Origin of the sequence: Enterobacter sp. BIDMC 26, assembly GCF_000534435.1 — a bacterium.
GTDB classification, from domain to species: domain Bacteria; phylum Pseudomonadota; class Gammaproteobacteria; order Enterobacterales; family Enterobacteriaceae; genus Enterobacter; species Enterobacter ludwigii.
This window is the reverse complement of record NZ_KI973182.1, coordinates 1,674,107-1,698,151: the sequence shown is the minus strand read 5'-3', so window position 1 is coordinate 1,698,151 and position 24,045 is coordinate 1,674,107. Positions and strand designations below refer to the sequence as shown.

The window sequence follows — 24,045 nt, the reverse complement described above, 5'->3', positions numbered from 1 at the left end:
CACTCTTTTACTGTAGATAATTATGGCAATTTTGGGCGGGAAGGCGCTGAAAATAGTACGAAAAAATAATGATTTTGCGGCGGGGGTTCAAAAGAAAAATTGTCGGCGCTTCCCGAAGGGAAACGGCCGACAATTTAAGCGGTTATCAGGCGACCGGTCGCGCGATAACGCTGCGGGTTTCCATGCGAACTTCAGCGATGTTAACGTCAATCACGTCTGTGACTTTGTAAACTGTTTCACCTTTGATTTGCACGGTACCATTCTCCTGGCTGCAGACCAGTTCGTCACGGACGGCATGCAGGAACGGGGCAGGGATAAAGGCGACGGCACCGTTATCCACCAGGCGAACGCGCATACCGCCCCGGCTGATATCAATGATTTCTGCGGCGAAGCGAGTATCTGTACCCGCTTTATCCTGCAGGTAGCGTGCGTACAGCCAGTCTCCCACGTCACGTTCCGCCATACGGTTCAGGCGACGTCGTTCGGCCATCTGCAGGGTGGTGTCATTTTGCGGACGCGCAATGGACTCACCCTTAATGATCGCCTTCAGCAGACGGTGGTTGACCATGTCGCCATACTTACGAATAGGTGACGTCCAGGTCGCGTAGGCTTCCAGGCCGAGGCCAAAGTGTGGACCCGGCTCGGTGCTGATTTCAGCAAAGGACTGGAAGCGACGGATACGGCTGTCGAGGAAACCGGATGGCTGTGCATCCAGCTCGCGGCGCAGCTTACAGAAGCCCTGCAGCGTCAGCACTTCTTCAGGGTCAACGTGCACATCGTGGTTCTTCAGCAGGGCCGCCAGCGCTTCGGTATTGGCCGGATCAAAACCGGTGTGGACGTTGTAAATACCAAAGCCCAGCTTGTCACGCAGGACGCGAGCGGCACAAATGTTGGCAGAAATCATCGCTTCTTCAACAATGCGGTTCGCAATGCGACGCGGTTCGGCCACGATATTCAATACCTCGCCTTTCTCACCCAGCACAAAGCGATAGTCCGGACGATCCTTAAAGACCAGCGCATGGGTTTTACGCCACTCGCCGCGGTTCAGACAAATGCGGTGCAGCAGGCGGATCTGTGCGGCAATCGCGTCTGATTCCGGTTTCCAGGTGCCGGTATTCTCAAGCCAGTCGGAAACATTGTCGTAGGCCAGCTTGGCTTTCGATTCGATGGTTGCGGCAAAAAATTCAATATCGTCTTCGATCGCGCCATCGGCGGCGATGGTCATACGGCAGGCAAGGACCGGACGCACTTCATTTGGACGCAGTGAGCAGAGGTCATCTGACAGTTCGCGCGGCAACATGGGGATGTTGAAGCCCGGCAGGTAGTTAGTGAACGATCGGACTTTTGCCATATCGTCCAGCTTGCTGCCTTCAACGATCCATGCGGTGGGATCGGCAATGGCGACGGTCAAATGCACTTTGCCATCAGCGCTCTCTTCCGCATACAGCGCATCATCCATATCTTCTGTGCTGGCGCTGTCGATAGTGACAAACTCCAGGGCAGTGAGGTCGCGACGCGTCAGGCCTTCGTCCTGCATTTCAGTCGCTACGCCGTCTGGCGCTTCTTTCTCAAGATTATGGCGTGCAAGCGTCACCCACCATGGCACGAAATGGTCGTCGCCAAAGGTGATGAACTGGGTCAGTTCAGCATAAAAGCCACGATCGCCTTTCAGAGGATGACGGCGCATTTCTGCTACGGCCCAGTCACCTTCTTTGAAATCATGCTCAACACCACGGGCGGCGCGGCAAGGAATGGCATCTTTCAGCAGGGGATGATCCGGCACGATAGAAAGACGATCGTCTTTTCGCTGGACCTTACCCACGAAGCGGGTCAGGAACGGTTCGATCAGTTCTTCCGGCTCGGCGGACTCACGTTCCTTTTCGGTATGAATGACGGCCGTAATGCGGTCGCCATGCATCACTTTCTTCATTTGCGGTGGCGGAATGAAGTAGCTTTTCTGCGCATCAACTTCAAGGAAGCCAAAGCCCTTTTCCGTGGCTTTTACGACCCCTTCTGCACGCGGCGTCTGGGAATGCAGTTGCTGTTTAAGCTGCGCTAGCAGCGGGTTGTCCTGAAACATAATGTTCTATTTTCGTAGCCATTGAGCGGCTGACAGTTTTACGCGATTCTCACTGTCACAGCAAGCGGTCTTTGGGTAATTAGTATGGTTATTCCCCTTTGCCAAACGCGACTTTCAGGCGTTCAAGCCAGCCATCCATCGCGCTCCGGGTGAGCAGTTTTATCGCCCGTACCGCAGGCAGTCCTTGTTCAGTGAGCGGGGTGAACTGTGCGGCACTGAAGCGGTCCGGAGAACGCGTCAACAAGTCGATTGCCGCCGAAAGCGCCGGCGAATCAAGAGAAATATCATCATGGCTGTTTACCAGGATTTCACCCGTCAGGTCGAGCAGGATGGGCTCATGGCTGAGTACCGGCGTCAGCGCTTCAAGGGCGGGTTCGGCCTGCCAGCGGGAAAGCGATTCAAGCTGATGCGCGCTGGCATAACGCAGTTCAACGACAGGTAAAAGCGCCACCCAGGACTCAGGAGCGGCTGGCAGCGTGTGCGGCTGAATATGATGGCCGGGCAGCCAGCGTACAGGATGCCCCAGCAGGGCCTGAAAGACGGCCACCACGCGTGCCTGAAAACCGATAAAGCCGATAATCTGATTAATAAGCACCATGTCGTAGGTTGTCAGGCCCACCTCATCAAGCTGCTGCTGTGCTTTATCATCGATGACATCAGGTGAGCTGGCGAGCTGACGGGCGTACTGGGTGATTTGTGCCAGGCGGCGGTTACTTTCGCGTGAGGAGTCAGGGCCGGGAAGCGGGGCGAGGAGGGCGGCATAGTGGTTACACAACCGTTGGACGCCACAGGCCTGCGCGACCGTTAATGCAGTACTCAATCTGTCGTAGGCGCTGAGCGTATGCAGCCGGTTAACGGAGATTGAGAGCGGAAACAACAGGTGGCATAAGGTTCTGGCAGGGGTGAGCCAGCCAGTACAGGCGGCGACAATCTCGTCAGGCAGGGCTAAATCGAGCAAAAAACGATCGTCGACGTTAGCGGCTTCGGGCACCAGAGGCAGAACATCCGTCTGCGCGTGGTTTGACTGGGTTTCGTGGTACCAGTGGCCTTTGCCGGAAAAACGGCGTTGTTCCATGGGCGTTCCTTGATCTCAAAATGGCGATCAATATCCTGGCGTAAGGTAGATGTGGGGAAAAATATTGTTAGGTGATAACAAATAGCTGAACGGAATAACGAAGGGGTCGGGCGGAGGAAGGAAAACTCTCTTCCCGTGAGGGAAGAGAGTCACAGCTTATTTAATTTCCAGCTCGTTCATTGCAGCGATGTTGAAGCCGCCGTCAACGTGAACCACTTCGCCGGAGATACCCGCGGAAAGGTCAGAGCACAGGAACGCTGCAGAGTTACCCACATCTTCAATGGTAACGGTACGACGAATCGGCGTAACCGCTTCGCAGTGCGCCAGCATTTTACGGAAATCTTTGATACCGGAAGCTGCCAGGGTACGGATTGGACCCGCAGAGATAGCGTTCACACGCACACCTTCTGGACCCATCGCGTTCGCCATGTAGCGGACGTTTGCTTCCAGAGACGCTTTAGCCAGACCCATAACGTTGTAGTTAGGGATAGCACGTTCTGCGCCCAGATAGGACAGGGTCAGCAGAGCTGCGCCTGGGTTCAGCATCGCACGGCAAGATTTAGCCATTGCCACGAAGCTGTAGGAGCTGATGTCGTGAGCGATTTTGAAGCCATCACGGGTTACCGCGTTCACGTAGTCGCCGTCCAGCTGATCGCCAGGAGCGAAGCCGATGGAGTGAACGAAACCGTCGAATTTCGGCCATGCTTTTGCCAGTTCAGCAAACATGCCATCGATGCTTTCGTCTTGTGCAACGTCGCATTCCAGAACAAGGCTGGAACCCAGCTGCGCGGCAAACTCTTCTACACGGCCTTTCAGCTTGTCGTTCTGGTAGGTGAACGCCAGCTCAGCGCCTTCGCGATGCATAGCCTGTGCGATGCCGTATGCGATGGACAGTTTGCTGGCAACGCCAGTTACCAGAATGCGCTTACCGGAAAGAAAACCCATAGATTTAATCCTTATATTCATTGCTTATTTTTTGCCTTGTAAATCATAGCATTACAGGCAACATTTCAAAGTCATTCGAAATTAGCTCGAAATTATATCCCACTCAGTGCCCCTTGTGTCACGCTATTTCTCGCTCAAAGCCCGTGACGTATGTCATGGAAGGGGGTGAGCGAACGCGTTATCACGCTGTTTCACAGGCATCCGTCCATTATATCACTGCGCGACCGGTTCGCCTCATCCAACCAGAGGCGGGCGTTTTTGCGCAAAATGATCCGTTCAGTGGATTTTACGTATTACAATCCAGTTAGAGTCAAAACATGAAAGAAATCATTAACAAACACGTTATAGACTGGGTTGAAGATAATATTTTATCTCTGGAGCATATCGATCGGCTGGTCGTAAAAACGGGTTACAGCAGAAGGACGCTCGAAATCTGGTTTAAACACCAATACCACCAGTCGCTGGGTGAGTATATGCTCAGGAGACGAATGAGCTATGCCGCGTCTTTATTAAGGATGACGTCGCTGCCGGTCACCGAAATCGCTCACATTTTTCAGTATCATAGTGGACAGGGTTTTGCCCGCGCGTTTAAGAAATTGACCGGGAAAACACCGTCTCAATATCGAAGCGATGAAATATGGGACTTCCAGCGTTACCATCCTTCACTGTTATTAGAAGGGCTCCGTAAACCTGACGTGAAGATTTGTCGGCTGGCGCGGACGTTTTCCTATAACGATACCCTGACGGAATATGATCATATTTTTAATCCTGCGATACAGGATGTGACCAAAAGACTGAGAAAACTTTTGCTTGATCATCGTGGGGAGGTAAAAGAAATCGCCATCAGGGGACGGCGTCCAGAAGGCCTGGATAAAAGCCGGGAAAACATGGCTGAAGTCATAATTGATTATCTGTCACCGGATAATACGTCGCACCAAAAACAGGAATATCATTTTTCCGGTAAATATGCCGTTATGCGGTAATTAGTTAAGACGTTAATTGTCGGAACGGTTTCTTTTCCTTACGCGACGGTGTCGGCCATGACACCAGCGGAACATAGTCAGTATGACGCTCTGATTATCGAGGCGAGAAAAGGCAATACGGAACCAGCCTTGTCCTGGTTTTCAGGCCACCATCGGCTTGATGAGTCTCAGGTCGCCGACTGGATGCAAATCGCCCTGTGGGCCGGTAAAGATAATGAGGTTATCAACGTCTATTCACAATACAAACATCATACGTTACCGGCGAGGGCCTATTCAGCGCTGGCGATAGCCTATCGCAACAAGCAGGTAAGAGTGATCTCACTGGTGAGTAAAGCGCAGTAGGGAATATCCCGGTTCGGTACGACATCGACCGGGATAATCCACTTCAACAGACTGAGGTCGGTTAACTGAAGCATCTGAAAAGAGGGTGGCAAGCCTGACCGGTTTGCCCCTCGATGTTAAGCAGAGAATGGTGTAAATCGCTCTGCCGTTTCACGTCTTTTATTTATGCGGTATTAATGAACATGAATAACATTACGTTGGCTGAGAAAATGATCGTGCTGTCCGGTGCGCTGCTGTTTGCACTGATGATCGCGGTGAACTCCTTTTTTGTTAATGATAATCCAGGTTTCAGGGTACCCATGACAACCTATTTGATCGTCATGATTGCGCTATTTTTTCTGGATACCATTATCTCTATTTTTATCCAGATGCAGTATGCGTCTGACCGATCTCATTTATCCCTGTTAATCCTGAGCATGGCGTTTCTGAGCGGTCTCATCTATTTCATAGAAACGATTATCGTCATTCAGCTTCCTGAAGACGCAGGGTTAACCCATACGCTAAAAACTAACGATACGGCGGTATTTTATTTTTTCCGCCAGTTAAGTTTTATTTTTTTGCTGGGGCTTGCTGTATGGGTGGAGAAACACACGGCACGGCGACGGTTCACATTACGGAATAAGGTCTGGCTGGCGCTAATATCGTTAATCCCCCTGGTTATGTTCCCGGTGCTGGCCCATGCGTTGAGCAGCTACAATCCAACCTGGACATTAACGATAGCCGCGTATCGCCCCGATCAGTATCATCCTGTCTGGGATGTCCGCTACGTTAACGCTCTGATAGTGCTCTGGTCGGCCCTGGCCTGCTACATGACTTACGTGACACGCTTTTCATCTGGCGTCTGGAACAGCATCATCGTGGTGTGCCTTTCTGCGATCACCTATAACTTTTTCCTGCTCTTACTCGATACGTATAACCTGTCGCTCTGGTATATCAGCCGGGCGGTAGAAGTGTTCAGTAAACTATTTGTTATCTGTACCTTACTGTTACATGTCTTCAGCTTGCTGAGATTTTTTGGCGATCGGGTTAACCGCGATCCCCTTACGCAGATCTTCAACCGCAAGTATTTTTTTGAGGCACTTCAGCGGCTCCGCATGCTCAGAACAGAAAAGGGCACCAGCATTATGATGCTGGATATCGATAACTTTAAGACCATTAATGACACCTGGGGACATCCTGTGGGGGACCGCGTCATTCTGGCGGTCGTGGATATTATTAAAGACAGTATTCGTGATAATGACGTCTTTGCCAGACTGGGAGGTGAAGAGTTTGGCCTGCTGTTGCCCGACACGGACAGGAGTATGGCCGTAGTCGTCGCAGAACGTATTCGCAAGAATGTTGAGCAACGCACCGGGCAGGGTAACCTGTACGCGGTGCCCCTGACGGTAACGTTAAGTATTGGCGTGTGCTCAGCCATTCAGGAAAACGTCAACAGTAGCGATATCATTCGTGATGTGGATGAAGCACTGTATGAGGCCAAGCACGGTGGTAAAAACAGAACCGTGTGCAGACAGGCCGCAGGGTCGGTCTGAACCGGCGTTGCGCGCCTCCCGCGGTGTGATTTACGCGCAAGAAAAAACGGGGTTATAACACAGGGATGTAAATATCAAAGTTAACGCGCTCATCGCTGCAGGCGTTAAAACGCATTAAATGAATGCCATCGCGCAACGTCAGGCGGTTCGTCACCATTGCCTTAACAAACGCAATTTTGTTATAGGCGCTATAACTCTCCCAGCTGCCTTCAAAGGACATTTTTGCATATTTCCCGGTAAGTAAAAGTGTGTCTTTCTTTGTTGTTTTAGTGCTGTCTAAACAATATGAAATTAAGACTTCTACCAGATAGGAACGGCTTTTACCCAGACGTTCTGGTCGGCGCGGCACTATGGCAAGCTGTTGGATCCGATCGCGATTCTCAAGCAGGAGTTTTTTGATTTTTTTAGTGACATCGTGCACCGCTGTATCAAAAAGATGATCGTGCTCTATAATCTCATGGGTATACGGAAAAATCTCATTGAGTTCACAGAGTGTTATTTTGGGTGTTTGAAGATCGTCTAATAAAAATGAGGGCTGAAGGATATCAAAATCCCACTCTTTTGCATTTCTGTATTCAGAAGGGGTGAGTCCCGTCATCTTTTTAAAGGCTCTTGAAAACCCCTGGCTGCTTTGGTAGTGAAATAAATAAGCAATGTCCGTAACGGGAAGCGACGTCATTCTGAGCATGATGGCCGCAAGGCTCAGCCTTCTCCTTAGGATGTACTCACCTAAAGAGAGGTGATATTTCTCTTTAAACCATGTTTCGATGGTTCTTCTGCTATACCCGGTATCTTTAACCAGTTGATCAATATGTAAAATAGAAAAATTATTTTCCTCTACCCAGGTGAGAATATATTTACTAATACTATCTTTCATTCGATATCTACAGCATGTGGCGTCATGACGTAATTAATAAATTGCCGGTGGGGTCTATGCCGAATACTTGCTTTATTGCGGTGGGATTCTGGCAATGACCTTAATTTCAAAATCAAAGCCCGCAAGCCAGTTTACCCCCACGGCCGTCCAGTTTGGATAAGGGGGGCGGGGAAACGCTAATTTTTTGGCTTCCATGATGGTTGAAAACTGATTTTCAGGATCGGTATGAAACGTCGTCACGTCGATCACATCATCAAACGTACATCCCGCGGCAGAAAGCGTAGCCTGGAGATTATCAAAAGCCAGTTGTACCTGAGCGCCGAAATCCGTTTCAGGTGTGCCGTCGCTGCGGCTTCCAACCTGGCCTGAGACAAATAACAGATCGCCAGAGCGAATGGCAGCAGAATAGCCATGTTCTTCATAGAGGGCATGACGATTAGCGGGAAATACAGGTTCACGTGGGTGCATGGCATTTCCTTTTCGATTGGGGGTATTGTTGAGATCACGCGGTCGTATTAACATACGCGGCGTATGTCAAAATCTAAACCACATACGCCACGTATGTCAAACGGAAAAACACAACGTAACCAAGGACGTCTTATGGCTGCAAAAAGCCGTGCCGAAACGGCCCAGGAAAATCGCGAAAAAATGATACAGGCAGGGCGCAAAGCTTTTGCCGAGAAAGGCTATGCCGCAGCCTCCATGGATGAGTTGACCGCAAGCGTGGGGTTAACACGTGGAGCGCTATACCATAATTTCACTGACAAGAAAGGCTTGCTGGCTGCGGTGGTCGCCCAGATAGACAGCGAAATGGCACGAAAGGCGAAGGAAATTGCCGCCAGCGCCGAGAATGACTGGGAACGACTGCTGGCGGAAGGCGTCGCTTACATCAAAATGGCGCTCGATCCGGAAGTGCAGCGTATTGTACTGCGTGATGGTCCGGCTGTTCTGGGTGACCCGGCCCACTGGCCCAGCCAGAATAGCTGCCTGGAATCTACCCGTCAGACCATAGAAAAAATGATTGAACGCAAGGTCCTGAAAGACATGGATGCAAACGTCGCTGCACAGCTGTTAAATGGCGCTGCGCTCAATGCTGCACTGTTGATAGCCGCCAGTGACGATCCACAGAAGACGTTGCCACATGCGATTGAGGTGTTTGTCCTGCTTGCAAGCGGGTTACGCCATCAGTGAAAGGAAAGGGTTAACGCGCGCGAGCTGCCATTTAACCCTTAAAGGAATGGGTGTGCCGGGGGCATTTTTGTCGGATAAGGGGCGTTAAAACGCCGCGAGGATTTCGCGTGTGGTGAGCGTTGTTAATCCGCCCCTTGCACCAACGCGCTAGCGGTCTTTTCTCCACGCGTCCGCGGTTAATGCTTCACCGAAATGGCCGGCGATCAATCGCTTAGTCAGTTCATGAAGCGGAGAGGCCATAACATCCGCGGTACTGCCACGTTCAACAACCTCACCCTGATGCATGACCATCACCTGGTCGCTGATGTGTTTCATCATCCCCAGATGTTGGGTCACGTAGATATACGAGATACCCTGTTTTTCCTGTAATTCGAGCATCAGGTTAATTAACTGTGACCGCATCGACATATCCAGCGAGGCGAGCGCTTCGTCGGCGATGATCACTTTCGGGCGCAATATCAGCGCACGCGCGAGCCCAAGACGCTGTTTCTGGCCGGGGGCGAGCATGTGCGGGTAATAGCTCTCGTGATCGGGCAGCAGCCCAACCATCCGCAGGGTTTCAAAAACGCGTTTGCGTCGCGCTTCTGGCTCGAGATCGGTATTCAGACGCAGCGGAAAATCGAGGATTTGCGAAATACGCTGACGCGGGTTGAGCGATGTCGACGGATCCTGGAAGATCATGCGGATACGCTGGCTGCGGAAAGAGTAATCGCCGAATTCCAGCGGATGGTCATCTATCAGCACTTCGCCGCCGGAGGGTTCGACCATGCCTGCCAGCATCTTCGCCAGCGTGGATTTACCGGAACCGTTCTCACCGATGATCGCCAGCGTCTGTTTTTCGCGCAGGGTAAAGCTTAGCGGCTTCACGGCTTCAACGGTCTGACGATGGAACAGTCCGGTACGGTAGCGAAAGGTCTTACTCAGGTTACGGACTTCCAGTAAGGTTTCGACCATTTCACTCTCTCTCCATGTTCAGCGGGAAATGACAGGCATATAGATGATTTTTAGCCCCTGTCAGACGTGGCGTCTCAATACATTTACGCTGCGCATACGGGCACCGCGGCCCCAGACGACAGCCAATCGGCAAGGACTCCAGCAGCGGGATAGCCCCGGGCAGGGTGTTCAGGCGACTCTTGTGCGGCATGGCGCTGCCAAAATCTGGAATGGCGCGGATCAGCGCCTGCGTATACGGATGATGCGGCGCGGTGATGAGGTCTTCACTCGGGGCGGTTTCGACCGTCTGCCCGCAGTACATCACATCAATCTTATCAGCCCATTTGCTGAGCATTTGCAGGTCGTGACTGATTAACAAAATGGTGGTGTTGTTGTTCTGGTTCAGACGCGTCAGCAGGCGGAAAATCTGCGCCTGCGTGGTCGGTTCCATCGCGTTGGTCGGTTCATCCGCAATCAGCAGACGCGGCTGATTGGCCAGCGCGATGGCAATCATCACTTTCTGACACTCACCGTCGGTCAGTTCGTACGGAAAACTGCGCATGGCATCTTTATGATCTTTGATCCCGACGCGGTGCAACAGCTCAATAGCACGACGCTTACGCCAGCCAAACCGTTGCCACCAGCGGCCTTTATAGGTCCATCCGGGAATGTTCTGCATCAGCTGTTTGCCCACGCGCTCGGACGGGTCAAGACAGGATTGCGGCTCCTGGAAAATCATTGATACGTTATGGCCGACCAGCTTGCGACGCTCGCGAGGAGAAAGGCGTTGCAGGTCGATATCATCAAAACGCATACGGTCAGCGGTGACGCGCCAGTTATCCTTCGCCACACCACAGATGGCTTTGGCGATCAGGCTTTTCCCTGAACCGGATTCACCCACCAGCCCGCGAATTTCACCCTCAGCAAGGGTGATACTGATGCGATCGACGGCTTTCACCCAGCCTTCACCGGTTTTGAACTCGATGGTCAGGTTGCGAATATCAAGAAGCGGCATTATTGCACCCCCGCATTAATTGCACGGCGAATACCATCGCCCAGCAGGTTGACAAGCAGCACACTCACCATAATGGCTGCGCCCGGTAACATGACTGTCCACGGCGCAACGTAGATAAGCTCGAGCGCGTCACCGAGCATCGCGCCCCATTCAGGCGACGGCAGCTGCGCGCCGAGATCGAGAAAACCGAGCGCCGCGATGTCCAGAATCGCCATCGACAGGGCGCGGGTGATCTCCGTGACCAGCCCGGCAGCGATGTTCGGCAGTACGGCAAACCAAAGGATGTTTAAGGTTGTTGCACCGTCCAGGCGAGCTGCGACGACATACTCTTTTTCCAGTTCGTCATGCACCATGCTGTATACCGAACGCACGATGCGAGGGAGGATCGCCAGCCAGACCGCGAACATGGCATGCGACAGGTGTGGCCCGACAAACGCCACCACAATAATGGCCAGCAGCAGGGACGGAATAGAGAGCAGGGTGTCGAGAATGTGGTTCAGTGCCGCCGAGCGCAGGCCATGCGTCGACCCGGCAAAGATGCCGAGCGCCAGACCGCAGATGGTGGCAGCAAACGTCACCACAAATGCACCGCCGACCGTCGGCGCCGCGCCGCTCAACAGGCGGCTCAATACGTCACGCCCGAGGTCGTCCGTACCGAGGAAGAAAGAGACCTCACCGTAGCGCGACCAGGATGGGGGCAGCAGCTGATAGCCAAGGAACTGCTGATCAATACCATAGGGCGCAAACCAGGAGCCAAAAACGCAGAGCAACACCAGCCCGGCGAAGCCATAAAGGCCAATCATTGCCGTGGTGTCACCATAGAATTTACGCCACACGGTACGCAGCGCACCGGGCGTGCGCTTTTCACTGTATACGTTATCGTAGGGCATACCATTCCTTATGCTTCAACGGGTTGGCCATAGCACCCAAAATATCGGAAATCACGTTAACAATAATCACCAGAGAGCCAATCACCATGACGCCCGCCGAAATGGCGGCGTAGTCCTGCTGGCGGATAGCGTTGATCAACCATCGTCCCAGCCCCGGCCAGCTGAAGACCATTTCGGTAATCATCGCCAGGGTGAGCATGGTGGAAAACTGGAGCCCCAGTCGCGGGATAACAGGTGGCAGGGCGTTATGCAGCACATTACGGCGCAAGATAGTCAGGCGCGATAAGCCGCGCGTGGCGGCCGCTTTGACATAGTTCTGATCGAACACCTCGATGGTGCTCAGGCGCATCAGGCGAATCACTTCGGTTGTCGGTGCCACCGCCAGCGTCAGTACCGGCAAGACCATATGGCGTACGGCGCTGACGATCATCTCATGTCGCCAGGCTGAATCAGACAGCCAGGCGTCAACGATAGCAAACCCGGTCACCGTTTTTACCGTATACAACAGGTCAAAACGGCCAGAAACCGGCAGCCAGCCCAGGTTGAGGGAGAAGAAAAGCGTCAGCAGCAGCGCCAGCCAGAAGATCGGGATCGAGAAGCCGAGCAGGGCGAGGGCGCTGATAAATTTATCCTGCCATTTGTTGCGATAAATCCCTGCCAGCATCCCTACCGGAATACCAACCATTAAGGCAAAACCGAACGCCAGAATGCACAGCTCCATTGTCGCCGGGAAAACCTCCTTCAGCTGCTCGGAGATGAGCTGCCCGTTGATGCTTGAAACACCGAAATCCCAGTGCAGCAGACCGTTAAACCAGAAGAGCCACGCATCCCACAGCGACGACCCCTGGAGCGGGGCGTGCGGGGTGAAATAGCTCAGGCTGAAACCAACAAAGGTCAGGAAAAAGAGCGTCACCAACAGCAGCAGAAGGCGGCGCAAGGTAAAAATGATCATGGTTTTTTCACCTCTTGTTCTTTTTCTCGAGACACGCCGGCGAAGGAGGCGTTGCCGAACGGACTCAACACCAGGCCTTTAATATCATAGCGATAGGCCTGCAGGCGCAGGGACGAGGCCAGCGGCAGCACGGGCAGCTCTTCGGCAAGGATCTTCTGCGCTTCATCATAGGCGTCTATGCGTGACGCCAGCTGTTGGGACGCCAGCGCTTTTTGCAGCACGCCGTCAAATTCCCGGTTGCACCAGTGGGCGTAGTTGGTCTGGGAGTTAATCGCCGCACAGCTCAGCAACGGACGGAAGAAGCTGTCCGGGTCATTACTGTCGGTCGCCCAGCCTGTCAGGGTTAAATCATGGTTCATGTCCATCAGGCGCGCCTCCTGGAAACGACCCTCAACCGGCACGATGATCACTTTCACCCCCACCTGCGCCATATCTGCCTGCAACAGCTCGGCGGTCTTCAGCGGGCTTGGGTTCCAGGCCTGAGAGCTGGTCGGTACCCAGAGTTGCAGCGTCAGGTTTTCTGCCCCCAGCGCTTTCAGCTGTTCACGCGCTTTTGCCGGGTTGTATTCCGTAATTTTAGCTTCACTGTCATAGGCCCACGAGGCTCGTGGCAAAATAGAGGCGGCGGTTTCTGCCGTACCGTAATAGATCGACTGCATCAGACGTTGGTTGTTGATGGCCAGCGCCAGCGCGTGGCGTACGGCAGGGTTGTTCAGCGGCGGCTTATCGGTATTAAACGCCAGATAGGCGATGTTCATGCCGGGGCGTAACGTCAGGCGCAAACGCGGATCGTCGCGCAAAATGGTGAGCTGACTGGCAGCAGGCCACGCCAGTACGTCGCACTCCCCGGTCAGCAGTTTTGATAAACGCCCCGTCCCGCCAGAGCCAAGATCGACCACTACCTGTGGCATCAGCGGCGTGCCGCGCCAGAAATGCGCATGGCGCTGCAGGCGGATATATTGTCCGGAGCGATATTCGGCCAGCTGGAACGGACCGGTACCGACTGGCTGACGGTCGATTAACTCCTGACGATCGATTTTGCTCAGGTTCGCGGCGTACTCAGCAGACATAACGGACGCATAGTGGGTGGCCAGGTGCCAGAGGAAAGAGGCATCCGGGCGCTTCAGCGAAAACTCCACCGTGCGGTTATCCAGCTTGCGAACGCTTTTAACGGTATCGGCAAACTGCAGGCTGTCGAAGTAGGGGAAGTTGCTGCCGTTAACGTTATGCCACGGGTGATTACGGTTAAAGATACGCTGGAACGTAAAGACCACATCATCTGCGTTCAGTTTGCGCGTTGGGGTAAACCAAGGCGTGTGCTGAAATGCGACATCATCGCGTAGGTGGAAACGGTAGGTCGCGCCGTTATCCAGGACTTCCCAGCTTTCGGCAAGCTCTGGCACCAGACGGTAGGTGTAGGGATCCACATCAAGCAGACGGTCATAGAGTTGCGCGGCAAGGGTATCCACAATCAGGCCGCTGCCCGCTTTTTGCGGGTTAAATGTATCAACCTGACCGCTTACGCAATAGACGAAGCCGCTGTCGCGAATATCAGGTTGCGTAGCGGGTTCGGGCGCAGCAAACGCCAGGCTGCTGAACAGACCAAGTGCAAAGAAGGACGATAAAACCAGACGCATAATTTTTAAGGTTTTTAGGTTCGATCTGCAAAGTGTATCGCACTTACGCCTGCTTCGTAAAAATGTCTGCGGGTAAGTGCTGATATTGTCAGCGCATTTGATGCTTTTTGAGCAATGCCCTTAATTGATGGTAGGTCAGACCCAGGAGTTCAGCCGCCCGTTTCTGGTTATATTTCGCCACCTTCAGGCTCTGCTCAAGCAGCTGTTGTTCCTGTTCATGCTGGAACTGCCGCAAATCCAGGGGAAGTGCAGGGGAAGCTCCGGACGCGGGCGGGGCGGAAGCTGGCTGCGGGCTACGCTGAAAAGGATCGAGAATAATGTTATCCAGCTCGGTCTCACTGCTGCCGTGGCGATAGACAGAACGCTCCACGACGTTTTTTAACTCACGGATATTTCCCGGCCAGTGGTAAGCGAGGAGTGTCTCCTTTGCATACTCGCTGAACCCCGGAAAAAGCGGCAGGCCGAGCTCGCGACACATCTGAATCGCAAACTGCTCTGCCAGCAGCATGATGTCGCTTCTTCGCTCGCGCAGCGGCGGGAGCTGAACGACGTCAAAGGCCAGCCGGTCGAGCAGGTCGGCACGGAATTTATCCTCTGCCACCATTTGCGGGAGGTTGGCATTGGTCGCGCACACCAGACGCACGTTGACCTGCAACGGCTGGCTACCGCCGACACGCTCCAGCTCGCCATACTCAATCACGCGCAGCAGCTTTTCCTGTACCAGCATGGGCGCGGTGGCCAGTTCATCAAGAAACAGCGTGCCGCCGTCGGCGCGTTCAAAACGACCCGGATGGCGTTTTTGGGCACCGGTAAAAGCACCGGCTTCATGACCGAAAAGCTCCGTGTCGAGCAGATTTTCATTCAACGCCGCGCAGTTAAGCGAAATGAAGGGGCCATCCCAGCGTCCGGATAAATAATGTAGACGGTTAGCAATCAGTTCCTTACCCGTGCCGCGCTCACCGATAATAAGCACTGGCTTGTTGAGCGGCGCGAGACGGGAGACCTGTTCGAGGACTTCCAGAAAACTGTTGGCTTCGCCGAGTAAATTGTCTTTGTATCCAGCCATGATGAAATTAACCACTCCTTAGTGATATTCACCAGGTGAGCATAGTGTGCCGATGCCTGGAAATCAACCACATCAAATAAAATCAACAAGATAAAAACTTGGCACGGTATTTGTATTAGCTATTTAGCAGGGCATCGCCCGATAACAGAACTATGAGGATCACATTATGGGTATTTTTTCTCGTTTCGCCGACATCGTGAACGCCAATATCAACTCACTGCTTGAGAAAGCGGAAGATCCGCAGAAGCTGGTGCGCCTGATGATTCAGGAAATGGAAGATACGCTGGTTGAAGTGCGTTCTACCTCCGCCCGTGCGCTGGCTGAGAAAAAACAGTTAACGCGCCGCATTGAGCAGGCGACCGCTCAGCTTAACGAATGGCAGGAAAAAGCAGAACTTGCGCTGCGTAAAGATAAAGAAGACCTGGCCCGCGCCGCGCTGATTGAAAAACAGAAGCTGGCAGACATGGTCGCGACGCTCGAGCATGAAGTCACACTGGTCGATGATACCCTTTCGCGTATGAAGAAAGAGATTGGTGAGCTTGAGAATAAACTGAACGAAACGCGTGCGCGTCAGCAGGCGCTGGCATTGCGCCACCAGGCGGCAAGCTCATCCCGCGATGTACGTCGCCAGCTGGATAGCGGTAAGCTGGATGAAGCAATGGCACGTTTTGAGTCGTTTGAACGCCGTATCGACCATATGGAAGCGGAAGCGGAAAGTCACAGCATTGGTAAACAAAAGTCACTGGATCAGCAGTTCGCTGACCTGAAAGCGGACGATGAAATCAGCGAGCAACTTGCTGCGCTGAAAGCCAAAATGAAGCAAGACAACCAATAATAATTTGTGCGGCACCTGAGCGTGCCGCCACGCATCGTAAGACAAGGAGTACACATGAGCGCGCTTTTTCTGGCTATTCCCCTGACCATTTTCGTGCTGTTTGTCCTGCCGATTTGGTTATGGCTGCACTACAGCAACCGTTCTTCACGTGGTGAACTTTCCCAGAGTGAACAACAGCGTCTCGTACAGCTGACCGAACAGGCGAATAAAATGCGCGAACGCATTCAGGCGCTGGAAGATATCCTCGATGCAGAACATCCAAACTGGAGGGACCGTTAATGGCTGGACTGAACCTGAACAAAAAATTGTGGCGTATTCCGCAGCAGGGAATGGTACGCGGCGTCTGTGCCGGACTGGCCCATTATCTTGATGTCCCGGTCAAACTGGTTCGCGTGGTAACAGTGCTGTCGATCTTCTTCGGTCTGGCGTTTATCACCCTGGTGGCGTACATCGTGCTGTCGTTTGTACTCGACCCGATGCCGGAAGGTGAACTGGCCGCAGAAGGCGCACCGACCAGCAACGATCTTCTCAACGCGGTTGACGATCAACTCGCCGCTGGGGAGAAGCGGTTACGTGAGATGGAGCGCTATGTCACGTCTGACACCTTCACGCTGAGAAGCCGTTTTCGTCAGCTTTAAGAGAGAATATACATGAAGCAAAACTGGCAACAGGCCGGTCAGAAGGTAAAACCCGGCCTGAAAATCGCAGGTAAACTGGTCCTGCTGACGGCATTACGTTTCGGCCCGGCAGGTGTGGCGGGTTGGGCGATAAAATCTGTTGCCCGCAAGCCGGTAAGAATGTTGCTGGCTGTGGCGCTCGAACCTCTGCTGCAAAAAGTGGCAAAACGGCTTTCACGCCGCTACTTTCCCCAATAATTCCTGCGTACGTTAGCCTTTCTCGTTTTCGGGGCAGGCTAGCGATACTTCTTCGCTTTCCCTTTCTTTCTTTGCGGCAGCTCACAATACTGCGTTGAGCTGCTTTGCAATCGCCTTTTTCTGCGTCCCGGTCCGTTGACAGATATTTTTCATGGGAGTAGATTGCGCTCCGTGGGACCGCTACCATGGAAAATAAAATGCAGGCTAAAATTAAAGAAATCATTAATCTTGTTTACGGGGAATCATTTTCAGATACCCATTTTTCGGTGTTGCTGGAAAAGATTGATAACGCGATTTCTGTTATTACAGATAAGCGTAAGATGGGGTGGGATGAAAAAGATGTTGTCCTGATTACGTATGCCGATCAGTTTTCGGCAGAAGGGGAGAAAGCCCTGCCGGTTTTCACACGGTTTTATAATAAGTGGCTCTCTCACTCCTTTTCACATGTTCATCTTTTACCTTTTTATCCGTGGTCTTCTGACGACGGTTTTTCTGTTATTGATTACCACGACGTCGCACCAGAAACAGGAACGTGGCAGGACATCGCCGAATTAAAACAATCAGCCAGTTTGATGTTTGATTTCGTCTGCAATCACATGTCGGCGCAAAGTCAATGGTTCGCGAATTACCTTAAGCAAATGCCGGGGTATAACGATTTCTTCATTTCTGTTGACCCTGAAACGGATCTGTCGGCCGTCACGCGACCGCGTGCTTTGCCCCTCCTCACGCCGTTTACGCTTCACGATGGCAGCGTACGCCACCTGTGGACCACCTTCAGCAGCGACCAGGTCGATCTCAATTTTGCCTCTCCTCAGGTTCTGATTGCGATGGTAGACGTGCTGCTGCACTACCTGACTGAAGGGGCGCGCTACATTCGTCTGGATGCCGTTGGGTTTATGTGGAAGATACCCGGAACGAGCTGTATCCATCTGGAACAAACCCATCAGCTTATCCAGCTTTTCCGTGCCATTACCGAGGCTGTCGCGCCGGGTACGGTGATAATCACTGAGACCAATGTCCCGCATAAAGACAACGTTGCCTACTTTGGTGACGGCAACAATGAAGCGCAGATGGTGTATCAGTTCTCCTTGCCGCCGCTTGTGCTGCATGCGGTACACCGTCAGGATGTCCGGGCGCTGTGTCAGTGGGCGTCGTCGTTGACGCTTCCTTCCACGAAAACCACCTGGTTTAACTTTTTGGCCTCGCATGACGGGATTGGCCTCAATCCGTTACGCGGAATTTTACCCGAGTCTGAGATCCTCTCGCTGGTTGAGAAACTTCAGGCCGAGGGGGCGCTGGTCAACTGGAAAAACAATCCGGATGGAACGCGAAGCCCGTATGAAATCAATGTCACTTATCTTGATGCGTTAAGCACAAGGGACTGCGATGATAATCACCGTATTGCCCGGTTTATTCTGGCTCATGCTGTACTCCTGAGCTTCCCCGGCGTGCCTGCCGTCTATATTCAAAGTATTCTTGGCTCGCGTAATGATTATGAGGGCGTGGAGCGCCTGGGATATAACCGTGCGATTAACCGCAAAAAATACCTCGCCGGTGCAATTGACAGTGAGCTTGAGAACGAAAATAGCCTGCGGCAGAAAGTCTATTATAGATTGCGTGAATTAATCGCCCTGAGGCGTGCAGAAAAAGCATTCCACCCTGACAGTCAGGCTTTTTTTAGTACGGCAGGCGAGCATGTATTAAAAATAATGCGTATTGCGCAAAGTGGCGAAAAAGTTACCGCGTTATTTAATTTCAGCGATCGCGTTCAAACGCTTGAGTCGAATATTCCATCCGGCAGGGAATTGATCGCCGGGAAAGATATTACTGGTACGACTCTGACCCTTAATCCATGGCAGGTGTTGTGGATTAAAGAAAACTAAAAAAGGACCTTAAACATGAATATGCCCAAAATTGTGCTGATATCAGCACTGGTTTCGTGCGCCTTGTTGTCAGGCTGTAAGGATGACAAACCCTCTGCTGTCACCATTGAGTTTATGCACTCCTCAGTTGAACAGGAGCGTCAGGCGGTAATTACAAAACTGATTGAAAAATTCGAGAAAGAGAACCCGACGATTACGGTGAAACAGGTACCGGTAGAAGAGGATGCCTACAACACCAAAGTGATTACGTTGGCCCGCACCGGTGCGCTGCCCGAGGTCATTGAGGTCAGCCACGACTACGCAAAAGTCATGGATAAAGAGCAGCTGCTGGACCGGGATGCGATCAACGCCGCCATCAAAGCGGTGGGCGAAAACACCTTCTATGACGGAATTTTACGTGTCGTTCGCACGGAAGACGGCTCAGCCTGGACGGGGGTGCCAATCAGCGCCTGGCTGTCCGGCGTCTGGTATCACAAAGATGTGCTTGCTGCGGCGGGTATTGAGGAGCCGCATAACTGGGAACAGTTGCTGAAAGCCAGCCAACGCCTCAGCGATCCGGCTAAAAAACGCTATGGCATAGCGCTACCCACGGCAGAAAGCGTGATGACCGAGCAGGCGTTTTCTCAGTTTGCGCTTTCCGGTGGCGCGAACGTTTTTGACGCCAACGGGAAAATCAACATCGATACCCCGGAAATGGTGAACGCGCTGGCGTTCTATAAAGCACTGGCCGCGACCACCATGCCGGGCTCGAACGATGTCATGGAGATTAAAGATGCCTTTATGAATGGTTCGGCGCCGATGGCGGTGTATTCCACCTATATCCTGCCGGCGGTCTATAAAGACGGCAACCCAGCCAACCTGGGCTTTGTCGTTCCGACTGAAACGTCTTCAGCGGTCTACGGCATGGTCACATCGCTGACGATCACCTCCGGTCAAACAGAAGATGAAACCCAGGCTGCACAGAAGTTTGTTACCTGGATGGAGCAGGCACAGAACGCGTCTGACTGGGTGATGATGTCCCCGGGTGCCGCGCTGCCGGTGAACAAACTGGTCGTCGGCACGGACTCCTGGAAAGACAACGAGGTCATTAAAGCGTTTGGTCAACTTCCCTATGAGCTTATCGCCCAGTTCCCGAATGTGCAGGTATTTGGCGCCGTGGGCGACAAAAACTTTACCCGCATGGGTGATGTAACGGGGTCCGGCATCATCAGTTCCATGGTGCATAACGTCACAGTGGGTCAACAAGATCTCACTGCAACGTTAAGCAACAGCCAAAAGCGACTGACTGACCTGATTTCACAACGATAGGAGCGCTCTGCGGAAGGAAATTATGAAGACGTTGTTTTCTGGTCGTTCAGATATGCCTTTCGCCATGCTGCTGTTGGCCCCCAGCCTGATTTTGCTGGGGGGCCTGGTGGCCTGGCCGATGATTTCCAATATTGAAATCAGCTTTTTACGTTTGCCGCTTAACCCGCGCATTAGCGCCGTGTTTGTCGGGCTGGATAACTATGTTCGTATCCTCAGCGATGGCGCATTCTGGCACTCCCTGTGGATGACGTTCTGGTACACCGCCCTGGTGGTGATGGGCAGCACGGCGCTGGGGCTGGCCGTTGCCCTCTTTTTTAACCGGGAATTTCGTCTGCGGAAAACGGCGCGTTCACTGGTGATTTTGTCCTACGTCACACCATCCATCTCGCTGGTGTTTGCATGGAAATACATGTTCAACAACGGCTACGGCATTGTGAACTATCTGGGTGTCGATCTGTTGCACCTGTATGACCAGGCGCCGCTGTGGTTCGACAACCCGGGCAGCAGTTTTGTGCTGGTGGTGCTGTTCGCCATCTGGCGTTACTTCCCCTACGCGTTTATCTCGTTCCTCGCGATATTGCAGACCATCGATAAATCGCTGTACGAAGCCGCGGAAATGGATGGGGCAAATGCCTGGCAGCGTTTTCGTATCGTCACGCTGCCCGCCATTATGCCGGTGCTGGCCACGGTGATTACACTGCGAACCATCTGGATGTTCTATATGTTCGCTGATGTTTATCTCCTGACCACCAAGGTCGATATTTTGGGCGTCTATCTCTACAAGACCGCATTTGCCTTCAATGACCTCGGGAAAGCCGCTGCCATCTCCGTGGTGCTGTTCGTGATCATCTTCGCCGTCATTCTGCTGACCAGAAAAAGGGTAAACCTCAATGGCAACAAATAAACGCGTACTGGGTCGTCTCGGTTTTTATCTGGGGCTGGCGGTGTTTCTGATCATCACGCTGTTCCCGTTCTTTGTGATGTTAATGACCTCGCTTAAGAGCGCGAAAGAGGCGATATCGCTCCATCCGACCATCCTGCCGCAGGCGTGGACGCTGCAGCATTACATCGACATCTTTAATCCGCTGATCTTCCCGTTTGTGGATTACTTCAGAAACAGCATGGTGGTCTCGCTGACCTCGTCGATGATTGCCGTTTTTCTCGGCACGCTGGGGGCTTACGCGTTATCCAAACTGCGTTTTAAAGGACGTACGACGATCAATGCGAGTTTTTACATCGTCTATATGTTCTCGGGGATTTTGCTGGTGGTGCCGCTGTTCAAAATCATCACCGCGCTGGGGATCTATGACACAGAGCTGGCGCTGATTATCACCATGGTGACCCAGACGCTGCCGACAGCCGTCTTTATGCTGCGCAGCTATTTCGACACCATTCCGGATGAAATAGAAGAAGCCGCGATGATGGACGGGCTTAACCGCCTGCAAATTATCTTCCGCATTACCGTTCCGCTGGCGATTTCCGGCCTCGTGTCGGTGTTCGTCTACTGCTTCATGGTGGCATGGAACGACTACCTGTTTGCATCCATTTTCCTGTCCAGCGCCAGCAATTTCACCTTGCCGGTTGGGCTGAACACCCTCTTTAGCACGCCAGATTATATCTGGGGTCGGATGATGGCGGCATCGCTGGTGACAGCGCTTCCGGTGGTCATCATGTACGCACTGTCTGAACGTTTTATCAAAAGTGGTTTGACCGCCGGTGGCGTTAAAGGCTGAGGCGGCCAGTTTTAACTAGGAGTCAGTCATGAAAAAGTTAGTTGCGACAGCGCCTCGTGTAGCGGCGCTGGTGGAATATGAAGATCGTCCTGTTGCCGTCCATGAAGTGAAAATTCGTGCGCGCTTCGGCGCGCCAAAACACGGCACCGAAGTGGTAGATTTCCGGGCGGCAAGTCCCTTCATTGATGAGGAGTTTAACGCGGAGTGGCAGATGTTTACCCCGCGTGAAGAGGGCGCGGCGCGGGGCATTGAGTTTGGTAAGTTCCAGCTGGGCAACATGATCGTTGGCGACATTATCGAATGCGGCGATGACGTGACGGAATACCAGACGGGCGACCGTGTCTGCTGCTATGGGCCGCTGCAGGAGACGGTCATCGTGAATGCCGTTAATAACTACAAGCTGCGCAAAATGCCGCAAGGGTCTTCCTGGAAAAATGCCGTCTGTTATGACCCAGCGCAGTTCGCCATGAGCGGCGTGCGTGATGCTAACGTGCGGGTAGGGGATTTTGTCGTTGTGGTCGGACTGGGTGCCATTGGGCAGATTGCGATTCAGCTGGCGAAAAAAGCCGGTGCATCCATCGTCATCGGTGTCGACCCTATCGAACATCGCTGCGAAATTGCCCGCCGTCACGGGGCTGATTACTGCCTCAGTCCGTTTGGCACCGATGTCGGTCTGGAGATTAAAAAACTGACCGGAAAGCAGGGCGCTGACGTGATTATCGAAACCAGCGGTTTTGCCGATGCATTGCAGTCTGCGCTGCGCGGGCTCGCCTACGGTGGAACGATCTCCTACGTGGCTTTCGCGAAACCGTTCGCAGAAGGGTTCAATCTGGGGCGTGAAGCCCACTTCAATAACGCGAAAATCGTTTTCTCGCGCGCCTGCAGCGAACCCAACCCGGATTACCCGCGCTGGAGCCGCAAGCGTATTGAAGAGACCTGCTGGGAACTGCTGATGAACGGTTATCTGAACTGCGAAGATCTGATTGACCCGGTTGTCACCTTTACCACCAGCGCTGAGAGCTACATGAAGTATGTCGATCAGCATCCGGAACTGAGCATCAAGATGGGCGTCACTTTTTAAGCTAAGGAGAGCATCAATGAAAATCGCAACGCAAAATCAGGCTTTTTTCCCGACTTCTATTCTGGAGAAATTCCAGTACATCAAAGCGATGGGTTTTGATGGCTTTGAAATTGACGGCAAACTGCTGGTGGACAATCTCGATGAAGTGAAAGCCGCAATCACCGCCACGGGCCTGCCGGTGACCACCGCCTGCGGGGGATATGACGGCTGGATTGGTGACTTCATTGAAGAACGTCGTCTGAACGGATTAAAACAGATCGAACGCATCCTGGAAGCACTGGCTGAAGTGGGTGGAAAGGGGATTATTGTGCCCGCCGCCTGGGGAATGTTTACCTTCCGCTTGCCGCCGATGACCTCTCCACGCAGCCTGGCGGGTGACCGCGAAGCGGTGAGTGCTTCGCTGCGTTGTCTGGATGAGGTGGCGGCGCGTACCGGGACCACCGTTTACCTTGAGCCGCTCAACCGCTACCAGGATCACATGATCAACACGCTCGCGGATGCGCGTCGCTATATCGAAGAGAACGCGCTCAGGCATGTGCAGATCATCGGCGACTTTTACCACATGAATATCGAAGAAGATTCGCTAACAGAGGCGCTGCATCGCAACCGGGATCTGCTGGGTCATGTGCATATCGCCGATAACCATCGCTATCAACCTGGCAGCGGGACGCTGGATTTTGCCACGTTGTTCGGGCAGCTTCGTGCGGACAACTATCAGGGCTACGTGGTGTATGAGTGCCGTGTCCGCGCCGACGATCCGGCCCAGGCTTACCAGAATTCACTCACGTATCTGCGTGAATGCTAAGGATGAC

General features: G+C 52.9%; 25 protein-coding genes. 14 read left to right on the top strand and 11 right to left on the bottom strand.

Translation table 11 applies throughout. The features are described 5' to 3' along the window. Window positions 1-145: 145 nt before the first annotated feature. From L462_RS15285 to fabI, 3 genes are all read right to left on the bottom strand, one after another. Window positions 146-2,080, bottom strand: a complete 1,935-nt coding sequence (locus L462_RS15285; RefSeq protein WP_032678288.1) for an exoribonuclease II — start codon at window positions 2,078-2,080, stop codon at window positions 146-148. An 88-nt stretch (window positions 2,081-2,168) separates the two neighbouring features. Beyond that, complete coding sequence (locus tag L462_RS15290) at window positions 2,169-3,155, bottom strand: CMD domain-containing protein (RefSeq protein WP_014170359.1); 987 nt, start codon at window positions 3,153-3,155, stop codon at window positions 2,169-2,171. Window positions 3,156-3,311: 156 nt separating this feature from the next. Further along, the gene (gene fabI / locus L462_RS15295) at window positions 3,312-4,100 is read right to left on the bottom strand and encodes an enoyl-ACP reductase FabI (protein WP_020882447.1); all 789 of its coding nucleotides are present in this window, start codon (window positions 4,098-4,100) and stop codon (window positions 3,312-3,314) included. A 317-nt stretch (window positions 4,101-4,417) separates the two neighbouring features. Here fabI and L462_RS15300 point away from each other — a divergent pair, with 317 nt between their 5' ends. The 3 genes from L462_RS15300 to L462_RS15310 all read left to right on the top strand — a co-directional run bounded on the left by L462_RS15300 (window position 4,418) and on the right by L462_RS15310 (window position 6,957). Then, window positions 4,418-5,083 (top strand): helix-turn-helix transcriptional regulator, encoded by a 666-nt coding sequence (locus L462_RS15300; RefSeq protein ID WP_236900306.1) that lies wholly within the window; start codon window positions 4,418-4,420, stop codon window positions 5,081-5,083. Between the two features lie 57 nt (window positions 5,084-5,140). Beyond that, complete coding sequence (locus L462_RS15305; RefSeq protein WP_032678287.1) at window positions 5,141-5,425, top strand: hypothetical protein; 285 nt, start codon at window positions 5,141-5,143, stop codon at window positions 5,423-5,425. Between the two features lie 182 nt (window positions 5,426-5,607). After that, window positions 5,608-6,957 carry a sensor domain-containing diguanylate cyclase gene (locus tag L462_RS15310; RefSeq protein ID WP_032679689.1) on the top strand — a complete coding sequence of 450 codons (1,350 nt, stop codon included), beginning with the start codon at window positions 5,608-5,610 and terminating at the stop codon, window positions 6,955-6,957. Window positions 6,958-7,009: 52 nt separating this feature from the next. Here the strand turns inward: L462_RS15310 and L462_RS15315 are convergent, their stop codons facing one another. Next, window positions 7,010-7,834, bottom strand: coding sequence for a helix-turn-helix domain-containing protein (locus L462_RS15315; RefSeq protein WP_032678286.1), 825 nt, complete (start codon window positions 7,832-7,834; stop codon window positions 7,010-7,012). A gap of 72 nt (window positions 7,835-7,906) precedes the next feature. After that, on the bottom strand, window positions 7,907-8,302 hold the full coding sequence (locus L462_RS15320; RefSeq protein ID WP_020882451.1) for a RidA family protein: 396 nt from the start codon (window positions 8,300-8,302) through the stop codon (window positions 7,907-7,909). Window positions 8,303-8,434: 132 nt separating this feature from the next. Here L462_RS15320 and L462_RS15325 point away from each other — a divergent pair, with 132 nt between their 5' ends. Continuing rightward, window positions 8,435-9,025: a TetR/AcrR family transcriptional regulator gene (locus L462_RS15325; RefSeq protein ID WP_032678285.1), complete on the top strand. Its 591-nt coding sequence runs from the start codon at window positions 8,435-8,437 to the stop codon at window positions 9,023-9,025. 147 nt (window positions 9,026-9,172) lie between these two features. On the opposite strand, the gene sapF is transcribed toward L462_RS15325, so the two are convergent. From sapF to pspF, 6 genes are all read right to left on the bottom strand, one after another. Then, window positions 9,173-9,979, bottom strand: a complete 807-nt coding sequence (sapF, locus tag L462_RS15330; protein ID WP_014170351.1) for a putrescine export ABC transporter ATP-binding protein SapF — start codon at window positions 9,977-9,979, stop codon at window positions 9,173-9,175. A gap of 1 nt (window position 9,980) precedes the next feature. Then, window positions 9,981-10,973 (bottom strand): putrescine export ABC transporter ATP-binding protein SapD, encoded by a 993-nt coding sequence (gene sapD, locus L462_RS15335; protein WP_014170350.1) that lies wholly within the window; start codon window positions 10,971-10,973, stop codon window positions 9,981-9,983. Further along, on the bottom strand, window positions 10,973-11,863 hold the full coding sequence (gene sapC / locus L462_RS15340) for a putrescine export ABC transporter permease SapC (RefSeq protein WP_014170349.1): 891 nt from the start codon (window positions 11,861-11,863) through the stop codon (window positions 10,973-10,975). Before sapC ends, sapD begins: the two co-directional genes overlap by 1 nt. Continuing rightward, window positions 11,850-12,815, bottom strand: coding sequence for a putrescine export ABC transporter permease SapB (gene sapB / locus L462_RS15345; protein ID WP_014170348.1), 966 nt, complete (start codon window positions 12,813-12,815; stop codon window positions 11,850-11,852). The genes sapC and sapB overlap by 14 nt, the downstream gene beginning before the upstream one ends. After that, window positions 12,812-14,452, bottom strand: coding sequence for an ABC transporter substrate-binding protein SapA (gene sapA, locus L462_RS15350; RefSeq protein WP_020882454.1), 1,641 nt, complete (start codon window positions 14,450-14,452; stop codon window positions 12,812-12,814). Before sapA ends, sapB begins: the two co-directional genes overlap by 4 nt. Before the next feature lie 88 nt (window positions 14,453-14,540). Next, window positions 14,541-15,518 (bottom strand): phage shock protein operon transcriptional activator, encoded by a 978-nt coding sequence (pspF, locus tag L462_RS15355; RefSeq protein ID WP_032678284.1) that lies wholly within the window; start codon window positions 15,516-15,518, stop codon window positions 14,541-14,543. A 166-nt stretch (window positions 15,519-15,684) separates the two neighbouring features. Here pspF and pspA point away from each other — a divergent pair, with 166 nt between their 5' ends. The 10 genes from pspA to L462_RS15405 all read left to right on the top strand — a co-directional run bounded on the left by pspA (window position 15,685) and on the right by L462_RS15405 (window position 24,038). Continuing rightward, window positions 15,685-16,353 (top strand): phage shock protein PspA, encoded by a 669-nt coding sequence (gene pspA, locus L462_RS15360; protein ID WP_014170345.1) that lies wholly within the window; start codon window positions 15,685-15,687, stop codon window positions 16,351-16,353. Window positions 16,354-16,407: 54 nt separating this feature from the next. Beyond that, window positions 16,408-16,632 carry an envelope stress response membrane protein PspB gene (gene pspB, locus L462_RS15365; protein ID WP_025204011.1) on the top strand — a complete coding sequence of 75 codons (225 nt, stop codon included), beginning with the start codon at window positions 16,408-16,410 and terminating at the stop codon, window positions 16,630-16,632. Next, complete coding sequence (gene pspC, locus L462_RS15370) at window positions 16,632-16,991, top strand: envelope stress response membrane protein PspC (protein WP_014170343.1); 360 nt, start codon at window positions 16,632-16,634, stop codon at window positions 16,989-16,991. The genes pspB and pspC overlap by 1 nt, the downstream gene beginning before the upstream one ends. A 12-nt stretch (window positions 16,992-17,003) precedes the next feature. Further along, on the top strand, window positions 17,004-17,228 hold the full coding sequence (gene pspD, locus L462_RS15375; protein WP_014170342.1) for a phage shock protein PspD: 225 nt from the start codon (window positions 17,004-17,006) through the stop codon (window positions 17,226-17,228). Window positions 17,229-17,413: 185 nt separating this feature from the next. Further along, the gene (locus L462_RS15380; RefSeq protein WP_032678283.1) at window positions 17,414-19,111 is read left to right on the top strand and encodes a sugar phosphorylase; all 1,698 of its coding nucleotides are present in this window, start codon (window positions 17,414-17,416) and stop codon (window positions 19,109-19,111) included. A 15-nt stretch (window positions 19,112-19,126) separates the two neighbouring features. Continuing rightward, window positions 19,127-20,419: an ABC transporter substrate-binding protein gene (locus L462_RS15385; RefSeq protein WP_032678282.1), complete on the top strand. Its 1,293-nt coding sequence runs from the start codon at window positions 19,127-19,129 to the stop codon at window positions 20,417-20,419. Window positions 20,420-20,441: 22 nt separating this feature from the next. Beyond that, window positions 20,442-21,323: a carbohydrate ABC transporter permease gene (locus L462_RS15390; protein ID WP_025204014.1), complete on the top strand. Its 882-nt coding sequence runs from the start codon at window positions 20,442-20,444 to the stop codon at window positions 21,321-21,323. Beyond that, window positions 21,310-22,152: a carbohydrate ABC transporter permease gene (locus tag L462_RS15395; RefSeq protein WP_032678280.1), complete on the top strand. Its 843-nt coding sequence runs from the start codon at window positions 21,310-21,312 to the stop codon at window positions 22,150-22,152. Before L462_RS15390 ends, L462_RS15395 begins: the two co-directional genes overlap by 14 nt. Before the next feature lie 28 nt (window positions 22,153-22,180). Further along, window positions 22,181-23,233, top strand: coding sequence for a zinc-dependent alcohol dehydrogenase (locus L462_RS15400; protein ID WP_032678279.1), 1,053 nt, complete (start codon window positions 22,181-22,183; stop codon window positions 23,231-23,233). Between the two features lie 16 nt (window positions 23,234-23,249). After that, entirely contained in the window at window positions 23,250-24,038 is a 789-nt protein-coding gene (locus tag L462_RS15405) for a sugar phosphate isomerase/epimerase family protein (protein ID WP_032678278.1), read from the top strand. The last annotated feature ends 7 nt before the right edge of the window (window positions 24,039-24,045 follow it).

Bases quoted from the DNA above. Each gene is read 5' to 3' on its own strand.
- L462_RS15285 (WP_032678288.1), bottom strand. From the start codon at position 2,080: ATGTTTCAGGACAACCCGCTGCTAGCGCAGCTTAAACAGCAACTGCAT.
- L462_RS15290 (WP_014170359.1), bottom strand. From the start codon at position 3,155: ATGGAACAACGCCGTTTTTCCGGCAAAGGCCACTGGTACCACGAAACC.
- fabI (WP_020882447.1), bottom strand. From the start codon at position 4,100: ATGGGTTTTCTTTCCGGTAAGCGCATTCTGGTAACTGGCGTTGCCAGC.
- L462_RS15300 (WP_236900306.1), top strand. From the start codon at position 4,418: ATGAAAGAAATCATTAACAAACACGTTATAGACTGGGTTGAAGATAAT.
- L462_RS15305 (WP_032678287.1), top strand. From the start codon at position 5,141: ATGACACCAGCGGAACATAGTCAGTATGACGCTCTGATTATCGAGGCG.
- L462_RS15310 (WP_032679689.1), top strand. From the start codon at position 5,608: ATGAATAACATTACGTTGGCTGAGAAAATGATCGTGCTGTCCGGTGCG.
- L462_RS15315 (WP_032678286.1), bottom strand. From the start codon at position 7,834: ATGAAAGATAGTATTAGTAAATATATTCTCACCTGGGTAGAGGAAAAT.
- L462_RS15320 (WP_020882451.1), bottom strand. From the start codon at position 8,302: ATGCACCCACGTGAACCTGTATTTCCCGCTAATCGTCATGCCCTCTAT.
- L462_RS15325 (WP_032678285.1), top strand. From the start codon at position 8,435: ATGGCTGCAAAAAGCCGTGCCGAAACGGCCCAGGAAAATCGCGAAAAA.
- sapF (WP_014170351.1), bottom strand. From the start codon at position 9,979: ATGGTCGAAACCTTACTGGAAGTCCGTAACCTGAGTAAGACCTTTCGC.
- sapD (WP_014170350.1), bottom strand. From the start codon at position 10,973: ATGCCGCTTCTTGATATTCGCAACCTGACCATCGAGTTCAAAACCGGT.
- sapC (WP_014170349.1), bottom strand. From the start codon at position 11,863: ATGCCCTACGATAACGTATACAGTGAAAAGCGCACGCCCGGTGCGCTG.
- sapB (WP_014170348.1), bottom strand. From the start codon at position 12,815: ATGATCATTTTTACCTTGCGCCGCCTTCTGCTGCTGTTGGTGACGCTC.
- sapA (WP_020882454.1), bottom strand. From the start codon at position 14,452: ATGCGTCTGGTTTTATCGTCCTTCTTTGCACTTGGTCTGTTCAGCAGC.
- pspF (WP_032678284.1), bottom strand. From the start codon at position 15,518: ATGGCTGGATACAAAGACAATTTACTCGGCGAAGCCAACAGTTTTCTG.
- pspA (WP_014170345.1), top strand. From the start codon at position 15,685: ATGGGTATTTTTTCTCGTTTCGCCGACATCGTGAACGCCAATATCAAC.
- pspB (WP_025204011.1), top strand. From the start codon at position 16,408: ATGAGCGCGCTTTTTCTGGCTATTCCCCTGACCATTTTCGTGCTGTTT.
- pspC (WP_014170343.1), top strand. From the start codon at position 16,632: ATGGCTGGACTGAACCTGAACAAAAAATTGTGGCGTATTCCGCAGCAG.
- pspD (WP_014170342.1), top strand. From the start codon at position 17,004: ATGAAGCAAAACTGGCAACAGGCCGGTCAGAAGGTAAAACCCGGCCTG.
- L462_RS15380 (WP_032678283.1), top strand. From the start codon at position 17,414: ATGGAAAATAAAATGCAGGCTAAAATTAAAGAAATCATTAATCTTGTT.
- L462_RS15385 (WP_032678282.1), top strand. From the start codon at position 19,127: ATGAATATGCCCAAAATTGTGCTGATATCAGCACTGGTTTCGTGCGCC.
- L462_RS15390 (WP_025204014.1), top strand. From the start codon at position 20,442: ATGAAGACGTTGTTTTCTGGTCGTTCAGATATGCCTTTCGCCATGCTG.
- L462_RS15395 (WP_032678280.1), top strand. From the start codon at position 21,310: ATGGCAACAAATAAACGCGTACTGGGTCGTCTCGGTTTTTATCTGGGG.
- L462_RS15400 (WP_032678279.1), top strand. From the start codon at position 22,181: ATGAAAAAGTTAGTTGCGACAGCGCCTCGTGTAGCGGCGCTGGTGGAA.
- L462_RS15405 (WP_032678278.1), top strand. From the start codon at position 23,250: ATGAAAATCGCAACGCAAAATCAGGCTTTTTTCCCGACTTCTATTCTG.